The organism is Pseudoalteromonas luteoviolacea (assembly GCF_018100925.1).
GTDB lineage: Bacteria > Pseudomonadota > Gammaproteobacteria > Enterobacterales > Alteromonadaceae > Pseudoalteromonas > Pseudoalteromonas obscura.
The window spans coordinates 459,657-482,629 of sequence record NZ_JAGJEH010000004.1; the positions used below are offsets into that span (position 1 = coordinate 459,657).

Sequence of the window (22,973 nt, forward strand, 5' to 3'; positions counted from 1 at the left end):
ATGCCAGCCAATATTATAATAGTAGCTGGCACTGAAAAATTTGCCTAAGAATCAACAATTGCTAACACTATTTAAAAATTCCAACATAAGTTGGCGTATGGCTAGACTTGCTCGCTCTGTACATCCCTTTAGTGTTAAACGGCATGCTGATATTGCCTTTTTTATCGACAATAATGACACCGCCAGTGCCACCTGCTTTATACATGGGCCCGAAAATAACTTCTTTGCCTGCTTTCTCTATTGATATATTTTGATATGAAACCCGCGCACAGATATCCGCCGCAACGTTGTATCGAATAAAATACTCACCATGACCTGTCGCGGAAACAGCACAAGAAGCGTTATCAGCAAAAGTACCCGCACCTATTATGGGTGAATCGCCAATGCGACCGTAGCGCTTTGCAGTCATGCCACCAGTTGAAGTTCCCGCAGCTAAGTTGCCGTTCTTATCCAGCGCAACAGCGCCCACAGTACCCATTTTAAAGGCTTGCGGCAATGCCTTGTGCATAGCTTGATAACCCTTGGTGCCGCTTTCTTGCTGCTTGAGTTTCTCTTTGGCACGCAGCAACGATTCATACCGATGAGGCGTATTAAAATATTGTGAATTAACCAGCTCTAAGCCTTGCTGCTTGGCAAAAGTTTCAGCCCCCTTCCCACTGAGCATCACATGCACGGAATTATCCATGATCTCACGCGCCAAATTTATGGGGTTTTTAACATGCATCACACCGGAAACTGCGCCGGCCTGACGGTTTTTGCCATCCATAATAGATGCATCAAGTTCGTGATGACCGTCATAAGTATAAACAGCGCCTTTACCAGCATTAAAAAATGGTGAGTCTTCTAAAATATTGATTGCCCGGGTAATGGCATCCAAACTATCACCACCTTGATTAAGGATCTGATATCCAGCCTCTACAGCTTCTTGTAATTTTGCCCGATAAGCTTGTTCTTGTTCTGGTGTAAAACGACTTCTCTCAATTGTGCCTGCCCCACCATGGATAGCGATAGCAACTGGGTTAGCTGATTGCGTTTGTGCTTTAGCATTTATAGAGGTCAGCAGTGTTAGGGCGGCTAGAACGGTTAACGTGCGCATTCTGTGTTCCTTATTGTTTTTCGTATTTACACATCACTTTATTTTGCAAGATAAACACTAGGTGAGAAGACTGCAACATAATGCGTTGGAATTGCACAATATATTGATTGGATAATTTATAGTGCGACAATCGAAAACAAAAAAAGCGCCTTAAGGCGCTTTTTTGGATTCAAAACATTTAAAATTAAGCTTCTTGAGCTTGAGCTTTTAAACGAGCTAGACGAGCAACTTGGTGAGTTGACGTTAGGAAAGCAAAAATTGGGGCTAGATAACCACGCTTACGCAGCTCTAGGAAATCTTCGTCGCTTAGTTCATTTAGCTTACGCTCATCTACAAGGTAAATACCGTTGATGTCTTTCTTTTCACCAGCAATTTCAACTGTCAAAGTTTGCTGAACCAAAAGCTCTTTATCAGCAAGGTATTGAGTGAATACTTCTGTAACACGTGCAAACTCAACGTAGTTTACTAGCGCTTCTTTACGACGCTCAAGGTACTCAGTTTCTTTGCCATCAGTGAATAGCGCATTGCCTTCTTCCTCGTTTACAAGCGGGCTTGCTTCATCGATAACGATACCAAACTGATCTTCTTCAGGGTGCTTTACTAGGCCAAATGGGTAACGTGCCGCTGCAAGAGGTGCAAAACCTGCTTGCCACTGACCATCTTTCACGTAAAGGTTTTCACCTGGCTCTAAGCCAAATAGCGCAACCGCTTGAAACTTACCAGATTCAGTATTCTTAACAAACGCCATTGGGAACTCAGTCGCTACACGCGCAAACTCATGCGCAACAACTGGGATTAGGTGCTGTGATTTTAAAAATTCAACGTTGATGCCATTTTTAACTTTTAGGTTGGCATGCTTCTCGTTGTGTAAAGGCTGCACTTGTTGCTCCGCCATAATACTACTCCATTCAAATTCGTATTTATTACTTTTAGTGGCCCTAAGGCTATAGGTTTTAGAAACAAAAGAAAAGAGTATTAAAGCTTTAATTTTGATTTATTAACAAAAAATTTTTGTTCAGCATTTCAGGTAGTGTAAAGCGGTGTCTAGACAAAAATGAGAGCGATTGAAAAACGTGCTAACTTTGATCGATTAACAGCCTATTATTGGGGTTGTACAACTTTTAAAAAGGAGTTTAGGAAACTATGAGTTCTGACAAACATCGATAAAATTGGCGACAACACCCAATCAAATAATGTGTCACTGGAGGCCACTTGGGCCTCAGACAATTTGCTTTATTGTTTGGCTAGTCCAAACTGGTGGATTTTTTCAAGCAAAGATTTATTGTCAATAGCCAACTCTCTTGCCTGCTTTTGTTGATATTTGATCGTACCAATTATGTCTGACATTCTTTTCAATTCAGCTGGTGAAATGAGATTTGAATCGACACTAGTTGGATAAGACATGCCATATAACACGTACAAATAGTTATCTATATCAAAAACGTCAAATTTGCCACCAAAATCATAATTTGTAGGCACTTTATATTTCCAAAGTTCCAATTTTTCCTGAAGTGAGTCCGGGATAGATTCCGGCGATCTATTATCAAGCCAAAACTGACTATCACACCTATCAGAAATACAATAATGAAGCTTAATAAAATCAATGACCTTGTTCCACATATTGGTCACCGTGTTGTTGAAGTGTTTTGCTACTGTATCAAAAGCCATAGTGCTAGTTGGTAAGGTATCTGCCAACATTTTCGCCGTCACGTCAAATACCAACAATCCAGTTGCCTCCAAAGGTTCTACAAAGCCTTGAGAAAGCCCCAGTGCTACACAGTTTTTGCTCCAAGCTTTACTTCTATACCCTACTTTCATATCAATACTGCGTACATTTAGACTGTCTAAATTAGTGCCTATATAGTTTTCTAGTTCAGCGTATGCTTGCGTTTCGCTTGTATGATTCGATGAATACACATGACCAATACCTTTACGGCTGTATAAACCAATATCCCAAATCCAGCCGGCGGTCTGGGCTGTTGAACGCGTATAAGAAGGAATTTGCTCATTGTCTGCGTATGGAATTTGAACTGCGAGCGCTTTATCTGCAAACAACACATCGCCTTTTGCCACAAATGGCGTTTTCATGGCTGTACCAAGCAATAGAGATCTAAATCCTGTGCAGTCGATATACAAATCAGCTGTTTCAACACCGGCGTCCGTCACCAAATGTGAAATCGCGCCGTCATTGTCCAAGGCAACTTCACTTAGTTCATTGTAGTGATGAATAACCCCCAAGTTATTGATTGCATTCTTTTTTAATAATTCTGAAAATGCGCCTGCATCGAGATGATAAGCATAGCTTGCGGCACCATCAAATTGCGGTTGAGTGATTAACTTTGGTGCTAAATTATGATCGCAGAGTGTCGATTGAAACCCGACAAAATCGGCAAAGTGGATACCAGAATTGTCATTGAGCCATGCCGTCACGAGGCCTAATTCAGAACTAAAAAAATCAAATGGGTGATAATATCGGTGAGTCTTACCAGCTTGCGGGGCCATCCAGTTCTCAAATGAGATCCCCTGCTTGAAAGCAACATTACACTCTTTGACAAATTCGCCTTCATCAATACCAAAATATTCGAGCGTTTGTCTCATCATTGGGACCGTGCCTTCTCCAACGCCAATGGTAGGAATATTTGCCGACTCAATTAATTTAACAACGGTTTCAGAACCTAAAAAACGCTTCCCCAGATGATTGGCTGCTAACCAGCCTGCGGTGCCACCACCAACAATAACGATTTTTTTAATCATAATAAATACCAAAAAAGGAGCCGAAGCTCCTTATTTTCTTATAATTACTAGTTATTAGTAACGTACAGAAACGCCTAGGCTGTAACGAGTAGCTTGCTCATATTCGTATAGAGGGAAGCCATCACTGAAGCCATTGTTAGCTTCGATAAATGCATTGTTACCGTACTGCTCTGCAGACTCACCTGTTAAGTTAACAACATCAAATTTGATGTCAATGTTTTCATTGAAGTGATATACAGTGCTTAAATCAACTGAACCGAAGCCTTCGTGTAAACGGTTACCATAACCACCAGTTTCACGGATCATATAGCTGCTACGGTAGTTATATGAAAGACGCGCATAGAACAAGTCGTTTTCATAGTAACCAGTTAAGTTGTAAGCATACTTAGAGCTGTCGCTTAGCTCAAGGTTGCCATCAGTGAATACGCGAGTTACTTCACCGTTACCATTAGTAAACTCAGTAGTGTCAGCTTCGCCTTTGGTATAAGTGTAGTTAACCATCGAACCGAAACCATTACCGAAGTCTTGCTGGTACTGGAATTCGATACCTTGCACTTTACCACCTGGACCATTGAAGTTTTCTTCAATTGTCCAACCATTTGCTGCTTCTTCTGGAGATAGCGCAGGTAGGCCAAGTCTAGAAATATCGTCAGCAGTTGCGTCGCGACGGTTGATAACGATAAAGTTGTCTACGTCTTTGATGAAAGCAGTTAGCGCTAATAGTGAGCTTGAGTTAAAGTACCATTCAACACCTACTTCTGCTTGGTTCGCTGTAAATGGAACTAGACCAGGGTTACCAAGAGCAACTCTTTGGTCATCGGCTTGCTCGTTCGCTACGCCCGATAGTGAAGGGTTGAAGTACATGTCATTGTACTGTGGACGCGTCATTACTTTTGATGCAGCGATACGTAAAATCTTATCGTCCGCTAAGTCATAAGCAAAGTTCACACTTGGTAGTACTTCACTGTAGTCTGCCGCTTCAACTGTACGTTGATTTGCTAGACCTTCTTTATAGTAAATTGATGAAGCGTCAGTTTGCGCATAACGGATACCGAAGTTACCACGGTAGTTTTCGCCGCTGTACTTAGCCATTATGTAGATTGACGTATTTTCTTCTTCAATGTGGCTGTAAGCACCAAAGTCTTCAGTTCTACCTTGGATGCTCGACTTAGCCCAGCTCTTCATTGCATCGATGTCATAGCGACGGATCTTAAGGTCGTCAGCACCTACATCGAATGTGCCATGATTTGTACCGTCAAGTACGTATACTGGGTTGAAACAACCTGTCGTTACGTCTTCAGTACATAGGTTTTGGTTAAACTCAAAACGTCTGCTTGTCGCTTCGTGTTCAGCGTATCTGAAGCCAACTTTAACCGAGTTGATGAAGTCATGGTCAAGCATATATTCAAAATCTGCTTGGATGAATTGCTCTTCATCAGTCTTAGGCGTTGCATTGAAGTTGCTGCCTGTACCCATTGCAAACGCACCGTTTGGAGTATCTGCAGTTACACCCGGCGTGTAAGTTGCCAAGTCAAATCCTGCTGGTAAGTTCCACTTGTGATGACCTGATGTAAAGTCATATGTACCAGCAGAGATATCAGCATTAGAATTTGGGTTCATTACCATTTCGAAATCAGTACCACCAGAAGAGGTCGTTTCACCGATAACAAATTCAAGCTTATAGTTGTCGCCTGCGTATTCTACTTTCAGATCTAGATAATCTGAGTTCATCGTCGCTTCACGTGGACGCATTTGAGCAAATGCAACGTTCATTGCACCTGCCACAGGAACGCCCGGAGTCGCTTCTGAACCATTACCGTGGATATATGCTGTTGTCGCATCATCTGCACCACGAGTTAACCACATCGCATAGTTCGTATTGTTTGCGTCCATCTTCATGTCAAGATAGTTAACAACAAAGCTTAAAGAATCTGTTGGTGCGTACTCGATTGAAGTTGTGAAAGCGCTACGCTCACGCTCTTGCTCAAATCCAACTGGACCACTACCCCAAGCCCAAAACGCTTCGTTTCCTTGACGCTGTAATTGACGAGTTTGCTGTACAGCTGAGAATAAGAAACCTAAGTTCTCATCATTGTTTTTCCAGCTATACATGCCTGAATATTGTGGATCAGTTTCGCCTGAATCATCAGAGTGAGAAAACTCAAGTGAACCGTATACTGTGTTTGCATCTAGTTCTAATGGAGTACGAGTCTTTACGATTACTGTACCACCTACACCACCTTCGATGATATCCGCTTGAGAAGACTTATAGACTTCTAGGCCACCAACTAGTTCTGATGGTAAAAGTGTGTAGTTGAATGAACGCTTTGCCGGCTCAAGTACGAACCAACCTGTAGAAGCTACGTTCTGACCATTTAAAGTTGTCTTTGTGAAGTCAGCACCTGCACCACGGATAGAAACCGCATCACCTTCACCAAACTGGCCTTGAATTGTAATACCAGGTACACGCTTCAGTGACTCTGCAATGTTTTTATCTGGAAACTTACCAATATCTTCCGCAGTGATTGCATCTACTACACCTTCAGCGAAGCGCTTAGTATTTAGAGATGCTTCTAAAGAACGACGGATACCACGTACTTCAATTACTTCTACGTCTTCTTTGGCTTGAGTACCGCTATCAGCAACTGCTACACCAGATACACCTGCGGTAAACGCAAGACCAATGTTTGCAGCTAGTAAACTTTTCTTAAAATTATTAGCTAACACAGGATTCCCCTTGAATCATTTTGTTGGTTTTTAAATCACTTCTGCCCAGTGATGATGACAACGCTGTCATCTAATAACAAACCATACACCCAAAATTACATAATCGCTACATGTTTTTTAAACAAAAACGTTAAAATTTTTCACTTAAATTTATAACACATTGTTTAATATAGGATTATATGTTCTTTGGTTATACTTTGTTACAAACGCGTACTAATATAACACATGATATGCATAAATCTGTAGTTTATGAGGTGATTGATACAAAATTTCTGTATCTAAATAAGTGACTGCATAATATTAATGCAATATTGGAAGAGTTGATCAATATAATAGCCTGGGCAGAAGCTGTTCAAGGTGATAACCATTCTCAATGACAACGCTGTCATTTTAAGGCATTTTACTCGGCGTGTCCAGTAAAAGCTAAAATACAGCTACCCTTGCGGGACTACAAACAAAAAATAACGGATCAGTTTGAAAATTAAGAAATTAATTTTTCATCTCGTCGAAAGACGTATCATTAAGTGCAATAAAGCCTGTCAAGATCTAGACGAAACACACGCTTTTTATTATAACGAATACTAATAAAGTATGTATTTTTTAAAGATAAACCTTATGCTATCTAGAGTATTTAGGTTTTCCAAAGGCATACCGATTGTACTCTCCACAAATATCAAACAAATTTTTTATAAAGACCTGCTATTTAGATTAATTGACTATTACGGCTGTCGTACTGTGGTATCTAGTACAACTTGACGTCAAAGCAGTGCTGATATCGTTAGTTTTTTCAATATAGAAATGTATGTGAATGAAGAAAGTAAGAAGGTTTAAAAGGAAATAAAGATGAAGGAATTAGGAAAAATGCACTCAAGGTGCAATTTTCCTAATTAAAAGACTTAAGGGCACCAGAAAACACTTAGCTTTAAATCAGGCAACCCCAAAACAGCTCTTAGTGGTATATCCAATTCTGATCCCTGCTGTTTAGCTTGTTCATACATCGCGCGCTTTTCTTCGCCGCTAATCAACAAAATCGCATGTTGTGTATTTGCAATACCAGCCAACGTCAAGCTCATACGTTCAGTGATACTGCCTGTCACTTCACTCTCATTAGCATTAATTGCACACACAAGTTGCTCTGTTTTCAATGCCGCGTCTAAGCCTTCAGCATGAGGAAACAATGAAGCTGTATGACCATCAGGCCCCATGCCTAATATAGTAACATCGAACGGCGTCTTTAATGTTTGATAGCGCGCTTCGACTTCTTCTTGACCAACAACAGCCGTACTTGCGCCATTTTTCATGGTTACAAATTGGGCACTTGATGCTTTATCTTGTAATAGCGTATTTTTGATAAAAGCTTCATTAGACTTTTCATGACTTGGTGAAACCCAACGTTCATCAACCATAGCTACCGTTACTTTGCTCCAATCAAGATCCAGACTTGATAGACGTTTGTATGCCGGTGCAGGTGATGACCCGCCAGATACTAACATACTTGCCTTTGAGTCACCTTCAAGTGCAGAATTCAAAGTACTTTCTAAAATGGATGCTAAATGCTCAGTCATCGCATCTTTTGAGTCAAAAAACTGCTCGTGTATGATCGCCATTAGTTATTTTCTCCAACGTTAAACCAAGCGTGGTCCTTTTCAGCTAATAATTCATCGGCTGACTCAGGTCCCCAAGAACCCGCACGATAAAGCGCTGGTGTCCCTTTTTCTTGCCATCTTGCAATAATTGGGTCAATCCACTTCCACGCCTGTCTTACTTCATCTCTGTGAATAAACAACGATGGGTTATTCGCCGCCGCATCCAACATCAAACGTTTGTATGCATCTGAATGAAATCCATTGCTGTATTTTTCGCTTAATTCAATGTTAAGAGTAACGGGCTCAAGCTGCATTTCTAAGTTATCTAACCTTTTCGACATCAGTGTCAACTGAATGCTTTCCTCAGGTTGTAGTCTTATGATTAATCGGTTTGGTAAGATTGGCCCAACTGTGTCGTCATATACATTGTGAGAAACTGGCTTATATTCGACAACAATTTCAGCACAACGTTGCTTCATTCGTTTGCCCGTTCTTAAGTAGAAAGGTACGCCAGACCAACGCCAGTTATCAATGTGAGCACGAATTGCGACAAATGTCTCTGTTGTGCTTGACCCTTCCCCTAACTCTTCTAAATAACCAGGAACTAGATTACCGTTTAACTCCCCAGGAACGTATTGACCTCGTACTACGTTTGAATCAACCAACTCATCTGTAAGTGGTCGTAACGCTTCCAAAACTTTCAATTTTTCATTGCGAATACGGTTAGCATTTAGCTTATGTGGTGACTCCATCGCAACGAGGCAAAGCAGCTGAAGTAGGTGGTTTTGCACCATATCTCTTAATGCACCAGCTTTATCGTAAAAGCCAGCTCGGCTCTCTAGACCAACAGTTTCCGAAATACTGATTTGAATATTATCAATGGTTTTTGCGTCCCATAGGTTTTCAAAAAGTACATTTGAAAATCTAAGGGCCATTAGGTTTTGAACCGTTTCTTTACCTAAGTAATGGTCAATTCGGAAGATCTGGTCTTCATCAAAAAACTCAGCAATTTTTGCGTTTATTTCTTCTGCTGATTCACCACAATAACCGATTGGTTTCTCAACCACTACGCGTGAATTTTCACTGATCAACGATTTTTTAGAAAGAAGTTCGCAGCAGGTACCGTAAACGGCTGGAGGTAATGACAGGTAGAATACTCGAGATTTATCATTGTCATCTTGCTCTAGAATATTTCTTAATACATCCCAGTTGTCATCGGCTTCTGTGACATTGACAACAACAGGCACGATGAACTTAGAAAAGGCATTCCAGTCAGTTTGGTTGTATTCTCCCTGACCTAAATGCTGTTGAAGTGCTTTCCCTGCGGTTTCTACATATTCGTTTCTTTTATTTTCTTCTCGAACAGTCGGTAGAATACGGCTACCTTCGGGCAAGTTGCCTTCTTGATATGCACGATACATAGCTGGCAACAATTTTCTCAACGCTAAGTCGCCGCCCCCACCAAAAATTACGATATCAAATGGATTAAGCATAATTATTTCTCACAAGGTTAGGCGCGCAGTCATTACTCTAAAGAGAACACGCGCTACAATCAAAACCGTTTGGTGTTTTCGGTAAACATGCCAAACACAACTTCACTTATAGGATTGAATTCGTTCTCAGACCACTATTTTGCTTGGTTTGAAGAAGAAAGTTACCAAGCACTCATTCAGTATATTTAAACGCTTTAGATGTCTTAATAAAAATGAGTCTTAGGGGCTCTGTAATTCCTCTCACAAAAATACAGGCCCTAAGTACTCCAGCGCTACCCGTTCAAAGGTATTCTTTACATTTGTTGCTATCAAGCAACGTTATTATTTGTTTCTATTTTGCTTGTAGTAAGCAATTAACCCAGACGTCGAACTATCGTGTTCGTGACTGATATTTTCGTTCGTTAATTCGGCTTCAATGTTACTTGCCAAGCCCTTGCCGAGCTCTACGCCCCATTGGTCAAACGAACAAACGCTTAAAATGATGCCTTGACAGAAAATCTTATGTTCATACATTGCAATCAAACGACCAACGGCTTTCGCATCTACTTTATCTAAAATGATTGACGTAGTAGGACGGTTGCCTTTATGAATTTTATGAGCGACGAGTTGCTCAATTTCACTCTCAGACTTACCTTTTCCTGTTAGTTCCGCTCGAACTTGACTTTCATCTACGCCAGCCATCATCGCCTCGGTCTGTGCGAAAAAGTTAGATAGCAAAACATCATGATGCTTTCCAAGTGCTACCTGAGGCTCTACTGAAGCAATAAAGTCTGCTGGTACAATGACATTGCCTTGGTGTAAGCATTGATAAAACGCATGCTGTCCATTAATTCCTGTCATTCCCCAAATAATCGGCACAGTTGTATAAGGTACAGTTTGACCGTTAAATGTTACATGTTTGCCATTACTTTCCATTTCGCCTTGTTGAAGGTAAGCAGGCAACATATGTAGAGCCTGATCGTAAGGCAAAATCGCTTGTGAAGTATGACCTAAAAAGCTTGTATTCCAAACACTTAACAGCGCCATAATAAGAGGGATATTGTGCTCAAACTCAGCTGTTTTAAAGTGAGTATCTATCTCAAAAGCACCTTCTAAAACCTCAACAAAGGTTTCATAACCAAGGTACAATGCGATTGGCAGTCCAATAGCACTCCACAATGAGAATCGTCCACCTACCCAATCCCACATGGTAAATACATTTTCATCTGCAATACCAAACGCACGTGTTTTTTCTAAGTTGGTGCTCACCGCAACAAAGTGTTTTGCCACGGCGCTTTTGTCTTGGGCGCTTTCTAAAAACCAGTCAACTGCAGAGCGCGCATTATTCATGGTCTCTGATGTGGTGAACGTCTTGGAAGAAATCACAAATAGAGTCGTTTCTGGCTGAATTTTTTTCAATACCTGTGCCAGCTGCACACCATCCACATTCGATACGTAATGAACGTTTAGTTTACCGTCGCTATATGCACTTAAAGCTTCCGTTACCATTTGTGGGCCTAAGTTTGAACCGCCCACACCAATAGCAACAATATCTTTTACAGCTTGCCCTGTATAACCTGTCCATTCACCACTTCGAACTCGGTCAGTGAAAACTTTCATCTTTTCAAGTTCAGCTTGAACTTGCTCTGTGACATTTACGCCATCAACATAAATTGGAGACGCTTCTCTGTTTCTAAGTGCTACGTGCAATACAGCTCGGTCTTCTGTGAAATTAATTTTTTCCCCAGAAAACATCTTGTCACGCCAAGATGTAACATCGGTCTCTTTCGCCAGCTGTATTAATTGTTCGAACACCGAGTCATTGATGAGCTGTTTAGAGAAATCAAAAAGTACGCCTGGTATTTGGCGAGAAAATTTATCGAAGCGCCCGCTATCAGCCTCAAAAAGAGTCTTCAAATGCTGTTCTTTTAGTTGTTCTGATGCTGCTGATAATGCTTGCCAACTTGCTAACGTTGTACGGCAATTCATAATTTTTCCCCTAGCGATGATAGTGTGCCAAATACATAAAATACACACATAAACATATTCGAGCGTTAACCATAAGTTAAAATGACAACGCTGTCAAACTGCATGTTCCTCATTTTACTTTGCATATAATAACTGATTTTTTAATTTTTGACACCGGTATCATTAAATTTATTAAAGTTATTCAGTAACAGTTAAAATGCAGCAGGGTCTAAATTTGATCGTTTCATGAAAAGCTGAAATATACTATATTGCCTTATAACTACTAATTGGCGTTGTAATTTAGTATCAAAAGCCAGCAAAAAAGAGTGATTACAAATAAATGACTCAAAATTCGGCCACAATTTAAGCCTATTTCCTATAGAAGAAAAAAAATGAAAGTAACCATCAATGACGTCGCAAAACATGCGGGCGTGTCAATGAAAACTGTATCAAGGGTTATCAATAAAGAGCCCTCTGTAAGAAAAAAAACTTATGATCTGGTTATGCAAGCTGTTACAGAACTTAACTATCAGCCCAATACCGCAGCGCGCAACTTAGCAGGCACCTCTTCATTCGCAATTGGCCTAGTTTACGACAACCCAAATGCCTACTACGTTATTGATATGCAAAACGGTGTGCTCTCTCGATGTAAAGATGAAGGCTACGAACTTGTGATTCATCCTTGTTGCGCTCAAGACCCTGAGATGCACAAAGAGATTGCTACCATGATTCAACGCTCTAGGCTCGCTGGCTTAGTATTAACACCTCCTCTTTCAGAGCAACAAGATATTATCGATATGCTTGACGAATTGGGCATTGCATATGTGCGCTTACTGTCTGGACAAGATAAAACCCCAGAAAAATCAACTGAAGTACCAGCAAGTCCGAAAAGTAATAACTGCATTTATGTAGACGATTATGCAGCTGCATATGAAATCACAGTCCACTTAATTAATCTGGGACACAAAACCATTGCCTTTGCATGTGGGGATGCAGAACACAAATCAACAACTGAACGCTTAGCTGGTTATCAAAGCGCTCTTAAAGATCATAACCTTACAGTAGATGACAACCTTATATATGAAGGTAATTATTCTTTCGAATCTGGTGTTGAAGGCGCAAAAGCGCTATTGAAAAATAATAATGCATCCAATATAACCGCGATCTTGGGCGGAAACGATGAAATTGCGGCTGGTGCATTATTTGCCGCCCGATTAATGAATATTGCGATTCCTGAACAGCTATCCATTTCAGGGTTCGAGGACTCGCCTTTCTCGAGGCAAACTTGGCCTAAGTTAACAACGGCTCATCAAGCAAATAGTGTCATATCTGAACATGCTGCTAGGTTATTGTTTTCGAAAACACGAGGCAGTAGAAAGCAAGATAAAGATATCATTACGACCTTCACACCAAGTATCGTGATCCGAGAAAGTACAGGGCCAGCCCCCAATTAATACAATATAACTAGTGGCGCTCAAAGTAGCGCCAACCCTGTCGTAACATTGGCTACGCGGGTAAACCCTAAAGAGCTTAACATCTCTGCCACCTGCAGCGAACGCCGGCCACTTCGACAAACAATGACATAGGATTTTTGAGGGTCGAGTGTACCATCAATATAGGCATTAACTACCCGCCCTGCCGGCACATTAACAATGCACTCACTTTCATTTTGACTGAGCTTTTTTGCGAGTTCAGTCGTGGACGCTTGATGTTCCCCGGTTTCTCTTATATCGAGCACCTGAGCGTCATATGTATCTATCCAGCTTGCTACCTCCTTACGCGTCATTAGCGCAACAAGTTCACCTTCTTTCCGCTTAAGGCAACTTTGATTTCGTTTTATTTCTTGCTTGCTTAAATATATCTTTCCCTGAGAGATGAATACTTCACCCTCGGTAAACTTACGAGATCTAATCTGCTCATCTGGCAAGTCTGCTACGTATATTACCCTCTCACCCCCCTCGCAGTTCCACTTGAAAATAACGCTCTGCCTTTCGGCCTCGAATGTAGATGTTACCTGCCAGTCTTTACCCGACACTAAAGTCTCTTCTGATTTCGAGCTTTCAAGTTTCAAGATGCGTGCGCTTTTGCCAAAAACACGTTTTATGTTTCTTTCTATATTTTCATCTTTGCAGTTTTCATTTGTCAGCAGAAAAGCCAGCCGTTTCGTGTCTATAGCATCAAAACAATATTTCAGTTTCGCCAATAAAGGGTCTATTGGATTTAGTACAATCGCTTCCTTTTCTTTAGATATAAATAGCCAACACCCGGTAGATTGGTAATTTAGCCAGGTAAAGCCGCTCCACTGTGAGCAGTTTGAGTCATTACCGTCTACCCAAGTGCCTGTGCTCAATAAAGACTTCATTGAGCGGATTGCTTTACACGCTTTTACAATAAACTCAGTGCTGTCCGCAGGACCAAACGACATACGAATTGCATTTGAACACTGCCAATCGCTCAATCCCATGGCTTCCAAAACAAAACTGCTGGTGACTCCAGAGCTGCAAGCAGATCCCCCACTGACTCGAATACCTGCCGCGTCAAATAAATCTATCAGTTCTTTTCCGGTGAGATAATCAATTGAAAAGTTCAGCGTAGTTGGTACAGACAACTCAAAAGTGTGATGAAAACGAATATTAGTAAAAGTATCTTGTAGAGCCGATACAAGCATATCTCGATGCAACTGCAATTTATCGTGGGGCTGAAATACTTCATTTTGGCTATTTAATAGTGAAAATAGAGTATGTAAACCAGCAATTCCTGGCAAATTCTCTGTGCCTGAGCGCATCCCTGACTCCTGCCCACCGCCTGCGATAAAGGGGATATATGGTCGTCCGCTGCGAATATACAAAAACCCAATACCTTTTGGTGTGTATAATTTATGACCCGAGAAAGGAGCATAGTCGATTGAAATTGAATCCATGTGTAGCGGTACTTTTCCCAATGCCTGAACACAATCGACTAGCCAAGCCACTTCTGGATTATGCTCTCGAATTACCTTCTCCAGCGCCTGTAAATCTTGCGTAACCCCGGTCTCATTATTGACAGCCATGGTACATATCATCACAGCCTGTGGTATGTGCTGTGCAATAAATTGATAATCCAATATACCTTCATTATTTACCGGGATCTCCAACACATCTGCATTGAGACCAAGTATGGCATTCCAATGTTTTAACGTGTTTGGCACCGCTTTGTGCTCTGTCGCACCATATAAAAGGACCGGCTTCGATATGCCTTTGTGGACCTCTTGCAGATATTGGTTCAGCACAGAAACAATGGCAGTTTGGATCCCTTCTGTAGCACCAGAAGTAAAAAGCAGCTCACCCTCTTTGCTGCCAATCAACTGCTTACCAAGTTGCCTCGTTTGTTCAAGCAAGTTTTTTGCTGTTAAGCCTGCAATGTGTGAGCTTGAGGGGTTACCAAAGTTTATTGTCATACTTTGTAGAACACTATCTGATATTGAAGTCAGAACAGGTGTCGTGGCATTGGCATCAAGATAAATCTGGGGAAAAGGAGAAGTGTTCACGTGTACCGCTTATAACTATATGTACTATGTTATTCCATTTTACACAAAAACTTCTGCTTCGTTAAGTTCAATAATGTATTCATATACAAAGTCGAAGTGTTACAAACTAAAAAGGAGCGCTGTGCGCTCCTTTATCAATTCTTCTAAAATCAGATTAACCGGCCTGCATGTGCCGTTGACTTGATGACCAAGCATTACCCAAAGCTTTGACTAAGGATGCCAAAGGAATTGCAAAAAACACTCCCCAAAACCCCCACAGCCCTCCAAAAAATAGTACTGCAACAATGATGTAAACAGGGTTGAGATCTACCGCTTCTGAAAATAATAGCGGCACCAATAAATTACCATCTAAAGCTTGAATAATGCCGTATACGATTAATATGGTCCAAAATTCAGGCGCTAAGCCAAATTGAAATAGCGCCACTGCTGCTACAGGAATGGTAACTAACGCAGCACCAATAAATGGAATAAGTACAGACAGTCCAACCAAAGTGCCAAGCAAAGCAGCGTAGCGGAGATCAAGTACCGCAAATGCGATAAAACTGGTTCCACCTACAATCACTATCTCTATCACTTTTCCGCGAATGTAGTTCATTATTTGATGATCCATTTCTTCCCAAACTTGGGTTATTAGCTTTCGGTCTTTGGGGATCAATTGTTTAATTCCAGACGTCAAAGTTCCTTTATCTTTGAGCATGAAAAACACTAACAAAGGCACCAAAATTAGATAGATGAGCCACGCAACTAGATCTTTAATCGAAGTCAGTGATACCGAGACGATTAACTCGCCCAGTGCAAGTACTTTGCTTTCAACACCAGCCACAATGTTTTGTACCTGTTGTACTGAAATTAAATTGGGATAGTCTTCTGGTAAGTGGAGCAAATAATCTCGACCTTTTTCAACCATACTAGGCGCTTCCTGCACAAGATTACTCGCCTGCGACCACAAAACAGGCACGATCACCAACAGCAGTGCTAAAACGACACCAACAAAACCCAACATAACTAAATTTGTCGCCATTAAACGACTAGGCATAACACGCTGCAACCGTGTCACAGGCCAGTCGAGCAAATACGCAATGACCAAGGCCACCAGAACAGGGATGACAAAGGAGCCAAAAAAGTACAACATGGTCGCAGTGAAGACAAGCATCAACAATAAAGTGACCGAGTCTGGGTCCGAAAATTTTTCTTGATACCAAGATTTTATTAACTCAAACATCCGTGATGTGTACCTCAATAAAGTTAAAGTTGCCTTCTTCTGCTAAGACATAGTGATACGCTTGGCCAGCTAAATAGCGCTTTATATCGGAAAGATCTTGAGTTCGATTGCATATAAATCTGATATTTCCAATATTCAGGTTCTTCAACTGCCATTTAAATTGGACAAACAATTGAGGACAATTGTAATGCCTTAAATCAATCGTTGTTAGTTCTATGTTTTGCACCTTCGTAGGCTACAAAAAGCCCCACCCGTTAATTTTAGGTTAAAAACCAACACTTATAAAACGCTATAAAAACATTTTAAATACATTGGAAACGCAATATATACTTTTAATTTTACTTCAATATCATGATACCGCTTTATAAGGTACCTCTATAGTAAATAGCAAGCGAATAATCCTGTATTTTACTCATATTCCAGCGTCTTTCTGTAGCTTGAACTAGGGCAATGGTTTATTCTTATAACAACAACAAGCTTTACGGGAAACAATATGCCAAAAGCACACAACAAGGCACGTTTGCCGGCGAACCCCACACTTAAAGAAATCAATTGGTACAAAAAGCAAATCAATTGGGGGGAGCTCCCGCCGTTTTATCATCTTGTCGCTTCTTCTGTCAGTGAGAGTGAAGGAATTTTTCAGCACGGATTTGATAATGCTATCAAACGGTTATTAGACAAGCGTAATTGGAATTTACAGCTTTTGGACGGTTATGAGGACGACAACGGCATCGTTCATTGTAATAGTGCACCAAAAATCACTCTTCACCAAGCATTCACAGATCGCGGTTACGAACTTTGGGCTTTTCCAATTGCTCGCAATGTAAAAGTCGACACATATCTAAAAGACAACAAATATCTTGAGTTTAATGTGTGGGACCCCCATACCATGAAGACACTCATTAGATTTAGTCAAATGCATAAATTCATTCGATTTTATTTTGAGCGCGGTGACATCGCAGATAAAGCGCTGATTTTGCACGCACACAAGGTTGTGCATCAAACCATCTCTCTTTTGAAAAGAGAATTGAACGTTGTGAGCGTTGATGGTGTCTCAATAAAAGATTTTTACCTGTTATGCGAAAAAGACGCCCGAGCTTGTGAAGATGAAATAAACTTAGCTAAAATCATGCTCGGTGACGACTACAAGAAGGATTAGAATGCGATTTAAAAAAGCACTTGCAACGACTTTATGCGCACTCGCACTAAGTTACTCTACAGCCAATAATGCATCAGAGTTTAAGCTCCCAGACCTAGGTACGTCGGCTGTGCAAGTTTTACCAATTGAAAAAGAGCAAGCCATCGGTGAAGTAATGATGATGCAGATCCGCTCTAGTTCGCCCTTGGTTCAAGACCCTGTTCTTAATGAGTATCTGTCTGCACTAGGCAACAAACTCGTCGCCAGTGCTAACGACGTTAGATTTCCATTTAAGTTCTTTTGGCTCAACAACAAAGCCATTAACGCCTTCGCATTTTATGGCGGACATGTGGGAGTCCATACAGGCCTGATAGCGCAGTCTGACAATGAAAGTCAACTCGCATCAGTGCTGGGCCATGAAATAGCTCACGTTACCCAAAGGCATTTAGCAAGAAGAATCCAACAGGCCAAAGACAACAGTGCCTTAACTATCGCAGGCATGATCACGGGTATTCTGGCCACGGTTGTTGCACCAGACGCAGGCATGGCAATCCTTGCAGCCAATAGTACTCAAGCCGCCCTAAGCCAATTGACCCACAGCCGAAAAGCAGAACAAGAAGCAGATAGATTTGGTATGCAAACGCTGCAAAAAGCAGGCTATGATCCATATGCTGCCAGTGAATTTTTAACGAAGCTTGCATCCCAAGTTAGATTTAAAAACAAGCCCCCAGCGTTTTTGCTCACTCACCCCTTACCTGACTCTCGTGTATCTGATGTCAGGCTGCGTGCCCAACAATACCCAAAGCGCTATGTGCCAAGCAGCGAAGATTTTCATTATGCACAAAACCGGGTAATGGCCCGCTACCACCTGAGCAAAGAAGATGCGCAGGCCTATTATGAAAACACATTGAGAACCAGTACTGAGCTCGATAAGAGTCATTATGAGTACGGATTGGCAATTTCATTGCTTGACCAAAAAAAATATGACCAAGCGGAAAAAATTATAAATAAACTACTAAAATTAAAGCCTAATAACTTATTTTTCATAGATGTTTATACAGATATCAAACTCGGTCAAAAAAAATATGAGCAAGCTCTGTCACTGTTAGAAAAAAAGCACCTGCTTCGTCCTAACAATCAAGTCATCACTTTAAATCTAGCTAACACAGCTATCAAAGCAAAAATGTACGAAAAGGCAGAGCAACTGCTTAAAGTGTTTTTGTTAGAAAAACCAAACCATGTGCTCGCCAAACAATTGCTCACTGAAACTTATGAACTCAGTGAAAATAAAGCGGCTTACCATGAATCACGCGCTAGTTTACTATCTCACTACGGTGCATTCATGAAAGCAGCCGATGAAGTACAAAAAGCACTTAACTTCATTGAAAAAGAAGACGAAATTAAAAAGTTGCGCTTAAAAGCTTTGCTAACCAAATATAGAGGCATGCAAAAAGAGCTCGCAAAATTGTAACCCAGCACGTTGCCTATCTACTCAACTTTGGACAATATTTTGTCCATATATAAAGATAGGCACACCTTTTTCAATCAGTTACAATCAAACAAATATAAATATAAGTTACAGTTTCAAAAGGTCTATTATGTCAGTAACTATTTACCACAACCCCCGTTGTTCGAAGTCTCGTCAAACGCTTGCATTGCTCGAAGAAAATGCCATTCAGCCAGAGATCGTAGAGTATTTAAAAACTCCCATTGATGAGAGCACGCTTGATACATTAATTTCAAAATTAGGGTTTGAATCTGCACATCAATTGGTGCGCAATAAAGAAGCCATCTATAAAGAATTGGGCTTAAGCAAGGACAGTGATGAACAAACGCTAAGAACTGCCATGATTGAAAACCCTAAATTGATTGAGCGTCCAATAGTTGTAAAAGGTGAAAAAGCAGCACTAGGTCGTCCACCTGAGTCAGTGTTAGACATTATTTAAATATGGCGACAATTCTCGTTTTATACCATTCTAGTCATGGCTCAGTCGAAGCCATGGCTAATGAAATAGCCGAAACACTTAATGCCCAGGGTGCAACGGTTCGTTTACGTACCTTTGTACAAAGGCAACCTCACGATATCGTAGTCACGAAACAAGATCTCATTGAATGTGATGGACTTGCATTTGGAACACCCACACGATTTGGCATGATGGCGGCTCAAGCAAAAACATTTTGGGAAACGACCAGCGATGTTTGGTTAAAAGGACAGCTTATAGATAAACCAGCATGTGTATTCTCGTCTTCAAGTAGCATGCATGGCGGTAACGAAGCGACATTATTGAATTTGTCACTGCCCTTGTTGCATCACGGAATGATGTTAATGGGTGTCCCCTACGATGTGCCTGAATTATTGTCTACCGAAAGCGGAGGTACGCCATACGGTGCAACCCATGTAGCAGGATTAGACAACAGTGCCCAATTAACAGAAACTGAAGTTAGAATATGTCGAGCTGTAGCTACTCGTCTGTACACGGTTGCGAAAAAGTTATTATGAACCAGACTCCAAAACAACCTAAAACAAAACAATTTTACCAACTCGCTCTATTTGGCTATTTTGGTTTATTGTTGCTCATGCCTATTTGGCTATTTTTAGTTTCTCCAAGGGAGGGGCACAGCGTTGGATTTATATTTGTTGTGTATATTCTTCCACTGCTGTTACCTTTGAGAGGCATACTACAAGACAAACCCTATACATTTGCGTGGGCAAATTTTGTCGTTTTAATATATTTTATACATGGCTTTACTCTTTTATGGATTGCCACCGATGAGCTATTGTGGGTTATTTTGGAATTGACCTTCGCTTCAGCCATGTTTGTAGGATGTACTTATTATGCAAGACTAAGAGGCCAAGAACTCGGCTTGAAGATCCGCAAACTTAAAGACGATTTAGCCGACGAAAAAGCAGTACACGAACAAGAAAAAAAATAACGCACTTAATATTTGAGAAATATGAAAGCCACGTATTAGCGTGGCTTTTTCATGTAAGACGATAAATGGGTTAAGCTCGGCCACCAGTAATTTTATTTGCCCTACCTTCTTCTTTTGCTTTGTCTGCTCTTCGGCGTCTCGCTTCTTTTGGATCAGCAATTAACGGTCTGTATATCTCGATGCGGTCTCCCTCTCTAACCACCTGATGTAGCTTGACCGTTCTATTCCATATCCCCAAGCTGAGATTAGTTGGATCTATCTCGGGGCATTGGTCCAGTATCCCTGACTGCATCACAACATGCTCAGCTGAGGTCCCTTCGGCTACATCTACGGTTAGGCACGTGGCTTTATCAGGTAGCGCAAATACAACTTCAACCTTAATCATTTACCTAGCTCCATAAACCGACTTAGCGCGTTTAGTAAACGCAGCCACCATATTTTTAGCAACTTCATTAAAAACCTTACCAAAAGCAAGCTCTATCAGTTTGCTGGCAAATTCGAATTCTAACTTTAAATTGACCTTACAGGCATGTTCATCCAATTCAACAAACTCCCAGTAGCCTTGCAAAGATTTAAAAGGACCATCAACAAGCTGCATTTTCACTCGATTGCCTTCAAATTGATTTTTAGTTGTGAACCACTTAGTCAGACCAGCCTTTGATATTTCTAAACTCGCCGTCATTTCATCATGTGAACTACTTAGCACTTTCGCGCCAGAGCAGTTAGGTAAGAAATCAGGGTAAGCATTTACATCATTGACCAGATCAAACATCTCTTGTGTGCTGTACATCACCAATGCACTTTTTTCTACTTGTGGCATACGTTCTCCAAACTTTACTGGCCCAATTTTACCAAGCTTTTAAAGATTTATCTTGTTTGCAGCCCCACTGTGAGCGAAAATATGCCATAAAAATTAAATAACACTGTTTTCCCATTCGATTTGTAGGTAGACTAAGCCATTATGGCAAAGAAAAAATCAAATAAATCAACGAGCAATACCATAGCGCTGAACAAAAAAGCACGCCATGAGTATTTTTTACACGATAAGTTCGAAGCAGGTATGGAACTACAAGGCTGGGAAGTTAAAAGCATCCGCGCTGGTAAGGTTAATATCTCAGAGACTTATATTCATCTAAAAGACGGTGAGGCATTTTTGCTAGGCAGTCAGATACAGCCATTAAACAGCGCCTCGACCCACGTGATCTGTGATCCACTTCGCTATCGTAAACTGTTACTCAACAAACGAGAAATTGATAGACTGATTGGTGCAACCGAGCGAGACGGCTTCTCTTTAGTTGCAACAGCAATGTACTGGAAAAAGTGCTGGGTTAAACTCGAGTTTCATTTAGCCAAAGGTAAAAAGATGCACGATAAGCGTGCTGATATTAAAGACAGAGATTGGTCGCGAGACAAAGAGCGATTAATGAAGCACAAAGTTTAAAATACGCACTAATTTACAGCCTAATTACCTTAGGCTGTATGTGAGTTTGGCTTTCACTGTTTTAGGATAAAATTGCCCCAGTTTTAGCATTTATTGTTAAAACGGCCTCTGTTTTTGGATCTTTAATTTTTGCCGTTTCTTTATTAACTAGTGCGCTGCGAGGCACCTGGATTTTACTACCCGTATCAGGATTTACTACGATTAGGAATCGAGAGGCTTTTTGCGCGATTTCCTTTGCACCTTGGTTTTTGACAAAGTGGATATCTAACGTCATTCCCGCCGTTACACCAGCAGTGGCCGACACTCTAAAGTTATTAATTTCATACTGAGAGTTGCTAGCAAGTAAATCGTTATCAATGTCTTCAACGGTTTTTACTGATGCCTTGGTAAAGTCCTTTACCTTATTCATGACCGAAATATCTTTTAGGTTGTCTTTTGCATCCGTTGCTTTTTGTTTTATAGAAGCCGTTAACTCCTCACCTTTTTCCTTTATATTAACACCCACTTGGCTATTCCCTTCCTCATCCGTAAAGTTTTTTGTTGCTGTTTCTTTTAATTTATTGAACATATCTTATTCCCTAAATTTAATAATCGTCAAATCCGTCGTCTTCAATAATCATGGTATCTGCTTCACCGTCAAAGTCAGTGTCAGCAATAATGGCGTCAACATCTCCGTCACCATCAAGGTCCATTGCCACTGCGTCTATGACGCCATCTCCATCGGTATCCATTGCGACAGTATCTATGATGCCATCTCCATCTGTATCAACACCGACGGTATCTACATATCCATCGCCATCGGAATCTATCGCCACGGCGTCAACAACACTATCACCATCTTCATCAATCATCACGGTGTCAACATAACCGTCTCCATCGGTATCTATCGCCACGGTGTCAACAATGCCATCACCATCTTGATCAATTCCTACGGTATCAATATAGCCGTCACCATCTATATCGGCGACAACTCCATCACTGATACCATCTCCATCAACATCTACTTCGTATATATCTTCCATAATTATCCCTTTCACGATAGTGTACATTTTATATGCACAAGTATTTTCTAGCACAGTCAAATTTATTATTCAACAGATCAAAAAATA

21 protein-coding genes are annotated in these 22,973 nt (G+C 40.9%); 7 read left to right on the forward strand and 14 right to left on the reverse strand.

The window, feature by feature from the left end:
• Window positions 1-67 precede the first annotated feature (67 nt).
• The 7 genes from J8M00_RS11085 to pgi form a co-directional block, all read right to left on the reverse strand.
• Entirely contained in the window at window positions 68-1,096 is a 1,029-nt protein-coding gene (locus tag J8M00_RS11085) for an isoaspartyl peptidase/L-asparaginase family protein (RefSeq protein WP_211010300.1), read from the reverse strand.
• 184 nt (window positions 1,097-1,280) lie between these two features.
• A complete protein-coding gene (locus J8M00_RS11090) occupies window positions 1,281-1,991 on the reverse strand; it encodes a SapC family protein (protein ID WP_211010301.1) in 711 nt (236 codons plus the stop codon).
• Window positions 1,992-2,329: 338 nt separating this feature from the next.
• Complete coding sequence (locus tag J8M00_RS11095) at window positions 2,330-3,850, reverse strand: tryptophan halogenase family protein (RefSeq protein ID WP_211010302.1); 1,521 nt, start codon at window positions 3,848-3,850, stop codon at window positions 2,330-2,332.
• A 54-nt stretch (window positions 3,851-3,904) separates the two neighbouring features.
• Window positions 3,905-6,577, reverse strand: coding sequence for a TonB-dependent receptor (locus J8M00_RS11100; RefSeq protein WP_211010303.1), 2,673 nt, complete (start codon window positions 6,575-6,577; stop codon window positions 3,905-3,907).
• A gap of 896 nt (window positions 6,578-7,473) precedes the next feature.
• Entirely contained in the window at window positions 7,474-8,184 is a 711-nt protein-coding gene (gene pgl / locus J8M00_RS11105; protein WP_211010304.1) for a 6-phosphogluconolactonase, read from the reverse strand.
• Window positions 8,184-9,656: a glucose-6-phosphate dehydrogenase gene (gene zwf, locus J8M00_RS11110; RefSeq protein WP_211010305.1), complete on the reverse strand. Its 1,473-nt coding sequence runs from the start codon at window positions 9,654-9,656 to the stop codon at window positions 8,184-8,186. Before zwf ends, pgl begins: the two co-directional genes overlap by 1 nt.
• A gap of 321 nt (window positions 9,657-9,977) precedes the next feature.
• The gene (gene pgi / locus J8M00_RS11115; RefSeq protein WP_211010306.1) at window positions 9,978-11,624 is read right to left on the reverse strand and encodes a glucose-6-phosphate isomerase; all 1,647 of its coding nucleotides are present in this window, start codon (window positions 11,622-11,624) and stop codon (window positions 9,978-9,980) included.
• A 371-nt stretch (window positions 11,625-11,995) separates the two neighbouring features.
• Between pgi and J8M00_RS11120 the strand changes: the two genes are divergently transcribed.
• A complete protein-coding gene (locus J8M00_RS11120) occupies window positions 11,996-13,057 on the forward strand; it encodes a LacI family DNA-binding transcriptional regulator (RefSeq protein WP_211010307.1) in 1,062 nt (353 codons plus the stop codon).
• Window positions 13,058-13,077: 20 nt separating this feature from the next.
• Here J8M00_RS11120 and J8M00_RS11125 read toward each other — a convergent pair whose 3' ends face one another.
• The 3 genes from J8M00_RS11125 to J8M00_RS28690 all read right to left on the reverse strand — a co-directional run bounded on the left by J8M00_RS11125 (window position 13,078) and on the right by J8M00_RS28690 (window position 16,577).
• Window positions 13,078-15,129 (reverse strand): aminotransferase class V-fold PLP-dependent enzyme, encoded by a 2,052-nt coding sequence (locus J8M00_RS11125; protein ID WP_211010308.1) that lies wholly within the window; start codon window positions 15,127-15,129, stop codon window positions 13,078-13,080.
• Window positions 15,130-15,283: 154 nt separating this feature from the next.
• A complete protein-coding gene (locus J8M00_RS11130) occupies window positions 15,284-16,351 on the reverse strand; it encodes an AI-2E family transporter (protein ID WP_211010309.1) in 1,068 nt (355 codons plus the stop codon).
• Window positions 16,344-16,577, reverse strand: coding sequence for a sulfurtransferase TusA family protein (locus J8M00_RS28690; RefSeq protein WP_432652265.1), 234 nt, complete (start codon window positions 16,575-16,577; stop codon window positions 16,344-16,346). The genes J8M00_RS11130 and J8M00_RS28690 overlap by 8 nt, the downstream gene beginning before the upstream one ends.
• A 267-nt stretch (window positions 16,578-16,844) precedes the next feature.
• Between J8M00_RS28690 and J8M00_RS11135 the strand changes: the two genes are divergently transcribed.
• The 5 genes from J8M00_RS11135 to J8M00_RS11155 all read left to right on the forward strand — a co-directional run bounded on the left by J8M00_RS11135 (window position 16,845) and on the right by J8M00_RS11155 (window position 20,423).
• Entirely contained in the window at window positions 16,845-17,510 is a 666-nt protein-coding gene (locus tag J8M00_RS11135; RefSeq protein ID WP_023401527.1) for a hypothetical protein, read from the forward strand.
• A gap of 1 nt (window position 17,511) precedes the next feature.
• The gene (locus J8M00_RS11140) at window positions 17,512-18,960 is read left to right on the forward strand and encodes a beta-barrel assembly-enhancing protease (RefSeq protein WP_211010310.1); all 1,449 of its coding nucleotides are present in this window, start codon (window positions 17,512-17,514) and stop codon (window positions 18,958-18,960) included.
• 127 nt (window positions 18,961-19,087) lie between these two features.
• The gene (gene arsC, locus J8M00_RS11145; protein WP_211010311.1) at window positions 19,088-19,435 is read left to right on the forward strand and encodes an arsenate reductase (glutaredoxin); all 348 of its coding nucleotides are present in this window, start codon (window positions 19,088-19,090) and stop codon (window positions 19,433-19,435) included.
• 2 nt (window positions 19,436-19,437) lie between these two features.
• On the forward strand, window positions 19,438-19,989 hold the full coding sequence (gene wrbA / locus J8M00_RS11150; protein ID WP_211010312.1) for an NAD(P)H:quinone oxidoreductase: 552 nt from the start codon (window positions 19,438-19,440) through the stop codon (window positions 19,987-19,989).
• Complete coding sequence (locus J8M00_RS11155) at window positions 19,986-20,423, forward strand: DUF2069 domain-containing protein (RefSeq protein WP_211010313.1); 438 nt, start codon at window positions 19,986-19,988, stop codon at window positions 20,421-20,423. The genes wrbA and J8M00_RS11155 overlap by 4 nt, the downstream gene beginning before the upstream one ends.
• Window positions 20,424-20,493: 70 nt before the next feature.
• Here the strand turns inward: J8M00_RS11155 and J8M00_RS11160 are convergent, their stop codons facing one another.
• Together J8M00_RS11160 and J8M00_RS11165 are read right to left on the reverse strand one after the other, a co-directional pair.
• Window positions 20,494-20,808 (reverse strand): RnfH family protein, encoded by a 315-nt coding sequence (locus J8M00_RS11160; protein ID WP_211010314.1) that lies wholly within the window; start codon window positions 20,806-20,808, stop codon window positions 20,494-20,496.
• Window positions 20,809-21,243: a type II toxin-antitoxin system RatA family toxin gene (locus J8M00_RS11165; protein ID WP_023401521.1), complete on the reverse strand. Its 435-nt coding sequence runs from the start codon at window positions 21,241-21,243 to the stop codon at window positions 20,809-20,811. It lies immediately after the preceding gene.
• A gap of 141 nt (window positions 21,244-21,384) precedes the next feature.
• Between J8M00_RS11165 and smpB the strand changes: the two genes are divergently transcribed.
• Window positions 21,385-21,864, forward strand: coding sequence for an SsrA-binding protein SmpB (smpB, locus tag J8M00_RS11170; RefSeq protein WP_023401520.1), 480 nt, complete (start codon window positions 21,385-21,387; stop codon window positions 21,862-21,864).
• A gap of 61 nt (window positions 21,865-21,925) precedes the next feature.
• Here smpB and J8M00_RS11175 read toward each other — a convergent pair whose 3' ends face one another.
• Entirely contained in the window at window positions 21,926-22,432 is a 507-nt protein-coding gene (locus J8M00_RS11175; RefSeq protein WP_211010315.1) for a hypothetical protein, read from the reverse strand.
• A gap of 16 nt (window positions 22,433-22,448) precedes the next feature.
• Complete coding sequence (locus J8M00_RS11180) at window positions 22,449-22,886, reverse strand: hypothetical protein (RefSeq protein WP_211010316.1); 438 nt, start codon at window positions 22,884-22,886, stop codon at window positions 22,449-22,451.
• Window positions 22,887-22,973 lie beyond the last annotated feature (87 nt).

Coding starts and splice junctions, on each gene's coding strand:
- J8M00_RS11130 (WP_211010309.1), bottom strand. CDS start 16,351: ATGTTTGAGTTAATAAAATCTTGGTATCAAGAAAAATTTTCGGACCCA.
- J8M00_RS11165 (WP_023401521.1), bottom strand. CDS start 21,243: ATGCCACAAGTAGAAAAAAGTGCATTGGTGATGTACAGCACACAAGAG.
- J8M00_RS11180 (WP_211010316.1), bottom strand. CDS start 22,886: ATGGAAGATATATACGAAGTAGATGTTGATGGAGATGGTATCAGTGAT.
- arsC (WP_211010311.1), top strand. CDS start 19,088: ATGTCAGTAACTATTTACCACAACCCCCGTTGTTCGAAGTCTCGTCAA.
- wrbA (WP_211010312.1), top strand. CDS start 19,438: ATGGCGACAATTCTCGTTTTATACCATTCTAGTCATGGCTCAGTCGAA.
- smpB (WP_023401520.1), top strand. CDS start 21,385: ATGGCAAAGAAAAAATCAAATAAATCAACGAGCAATACCATAGCGCTG.
- J8M00_RS11160 (WP_211010314.1), bottom strand. CDS start 20,808: ATGATTAAGGTTGAAGTTGTATTTGCGCTACCTGATAAAGCCACGTGC.
- J8M00_RS11095 (WP_211010302.1), bottom strand. CDS start 3,850: ATGATTAAAAAAATCGTTATTGTTGGTGGTGGCACCGCAGGCTGGTTA.
- J8M00_RS11140 (WP_211010310.1), top strand. CDS start 17,512: ATGCGATTTAAAAAAGCACTTGCAACGACTTTATGCGCACTCGCACTA.
- J8M00_RS11135 (WP_023401527.1), top strand. CDS start 16,845: ATGCCAAAAGCACACAACAAGGCACGTTTGCCGGCGAACCCCACACTT.
- pgl (WP_211010304.1), bottom strand. CDS start 8,184: ATGGCGATCATACACGAGCAGTTTTTTGACTCAAAAGATGCGATGACT.
- J8M00_RS11120 (WP_211010307.1), top strand. CDS start 11,996: ATGAAAGTAACCATCAATGACGTCGCAAAACATGCGGGCGTGTCAATG.
- zwf (WP_211010305.1), bottom strand. CDS start 9,656: ATGCTTAATCCATTTGATATCGTAATTTTTGGTGGGGGCGGCGACTTA.
- J8M00_RS11090 (WP_211010301.1), bottom strand. CDS start 1,991: ATGGCGGAGCAACAAGTGCAGCCTTTACACAACGAGAAGCATGCCAAC.
- pgi (WP_211010306.1), bottom strand. CDS start 11,624: ATGAATTGCCGTACAACGTTAGCAAGTTGGCAAGCATTATCAGCAGCA.
- J8M00_RS11085 (WP_211010300.1), bottom strand. CDS start 1,096: ATGCGCACGTTAACCGTTCTAGCCGCCCTAACACTGCTGACCTCTATA.
- J8M00_RS11175 (WP_211010315.1), bottom strand. CDS start 22,432: ATGTTCAATAAATTAAAAGAAACAGCAACAAAAAACTTTACGGATGAG.
- J8M00_RS11155 (WP_211010313.1), top strand. CDS start 19,986: ATGAACCAGACTCCAAAACAACCTAAAACAAAACAATTTTACCAACTC.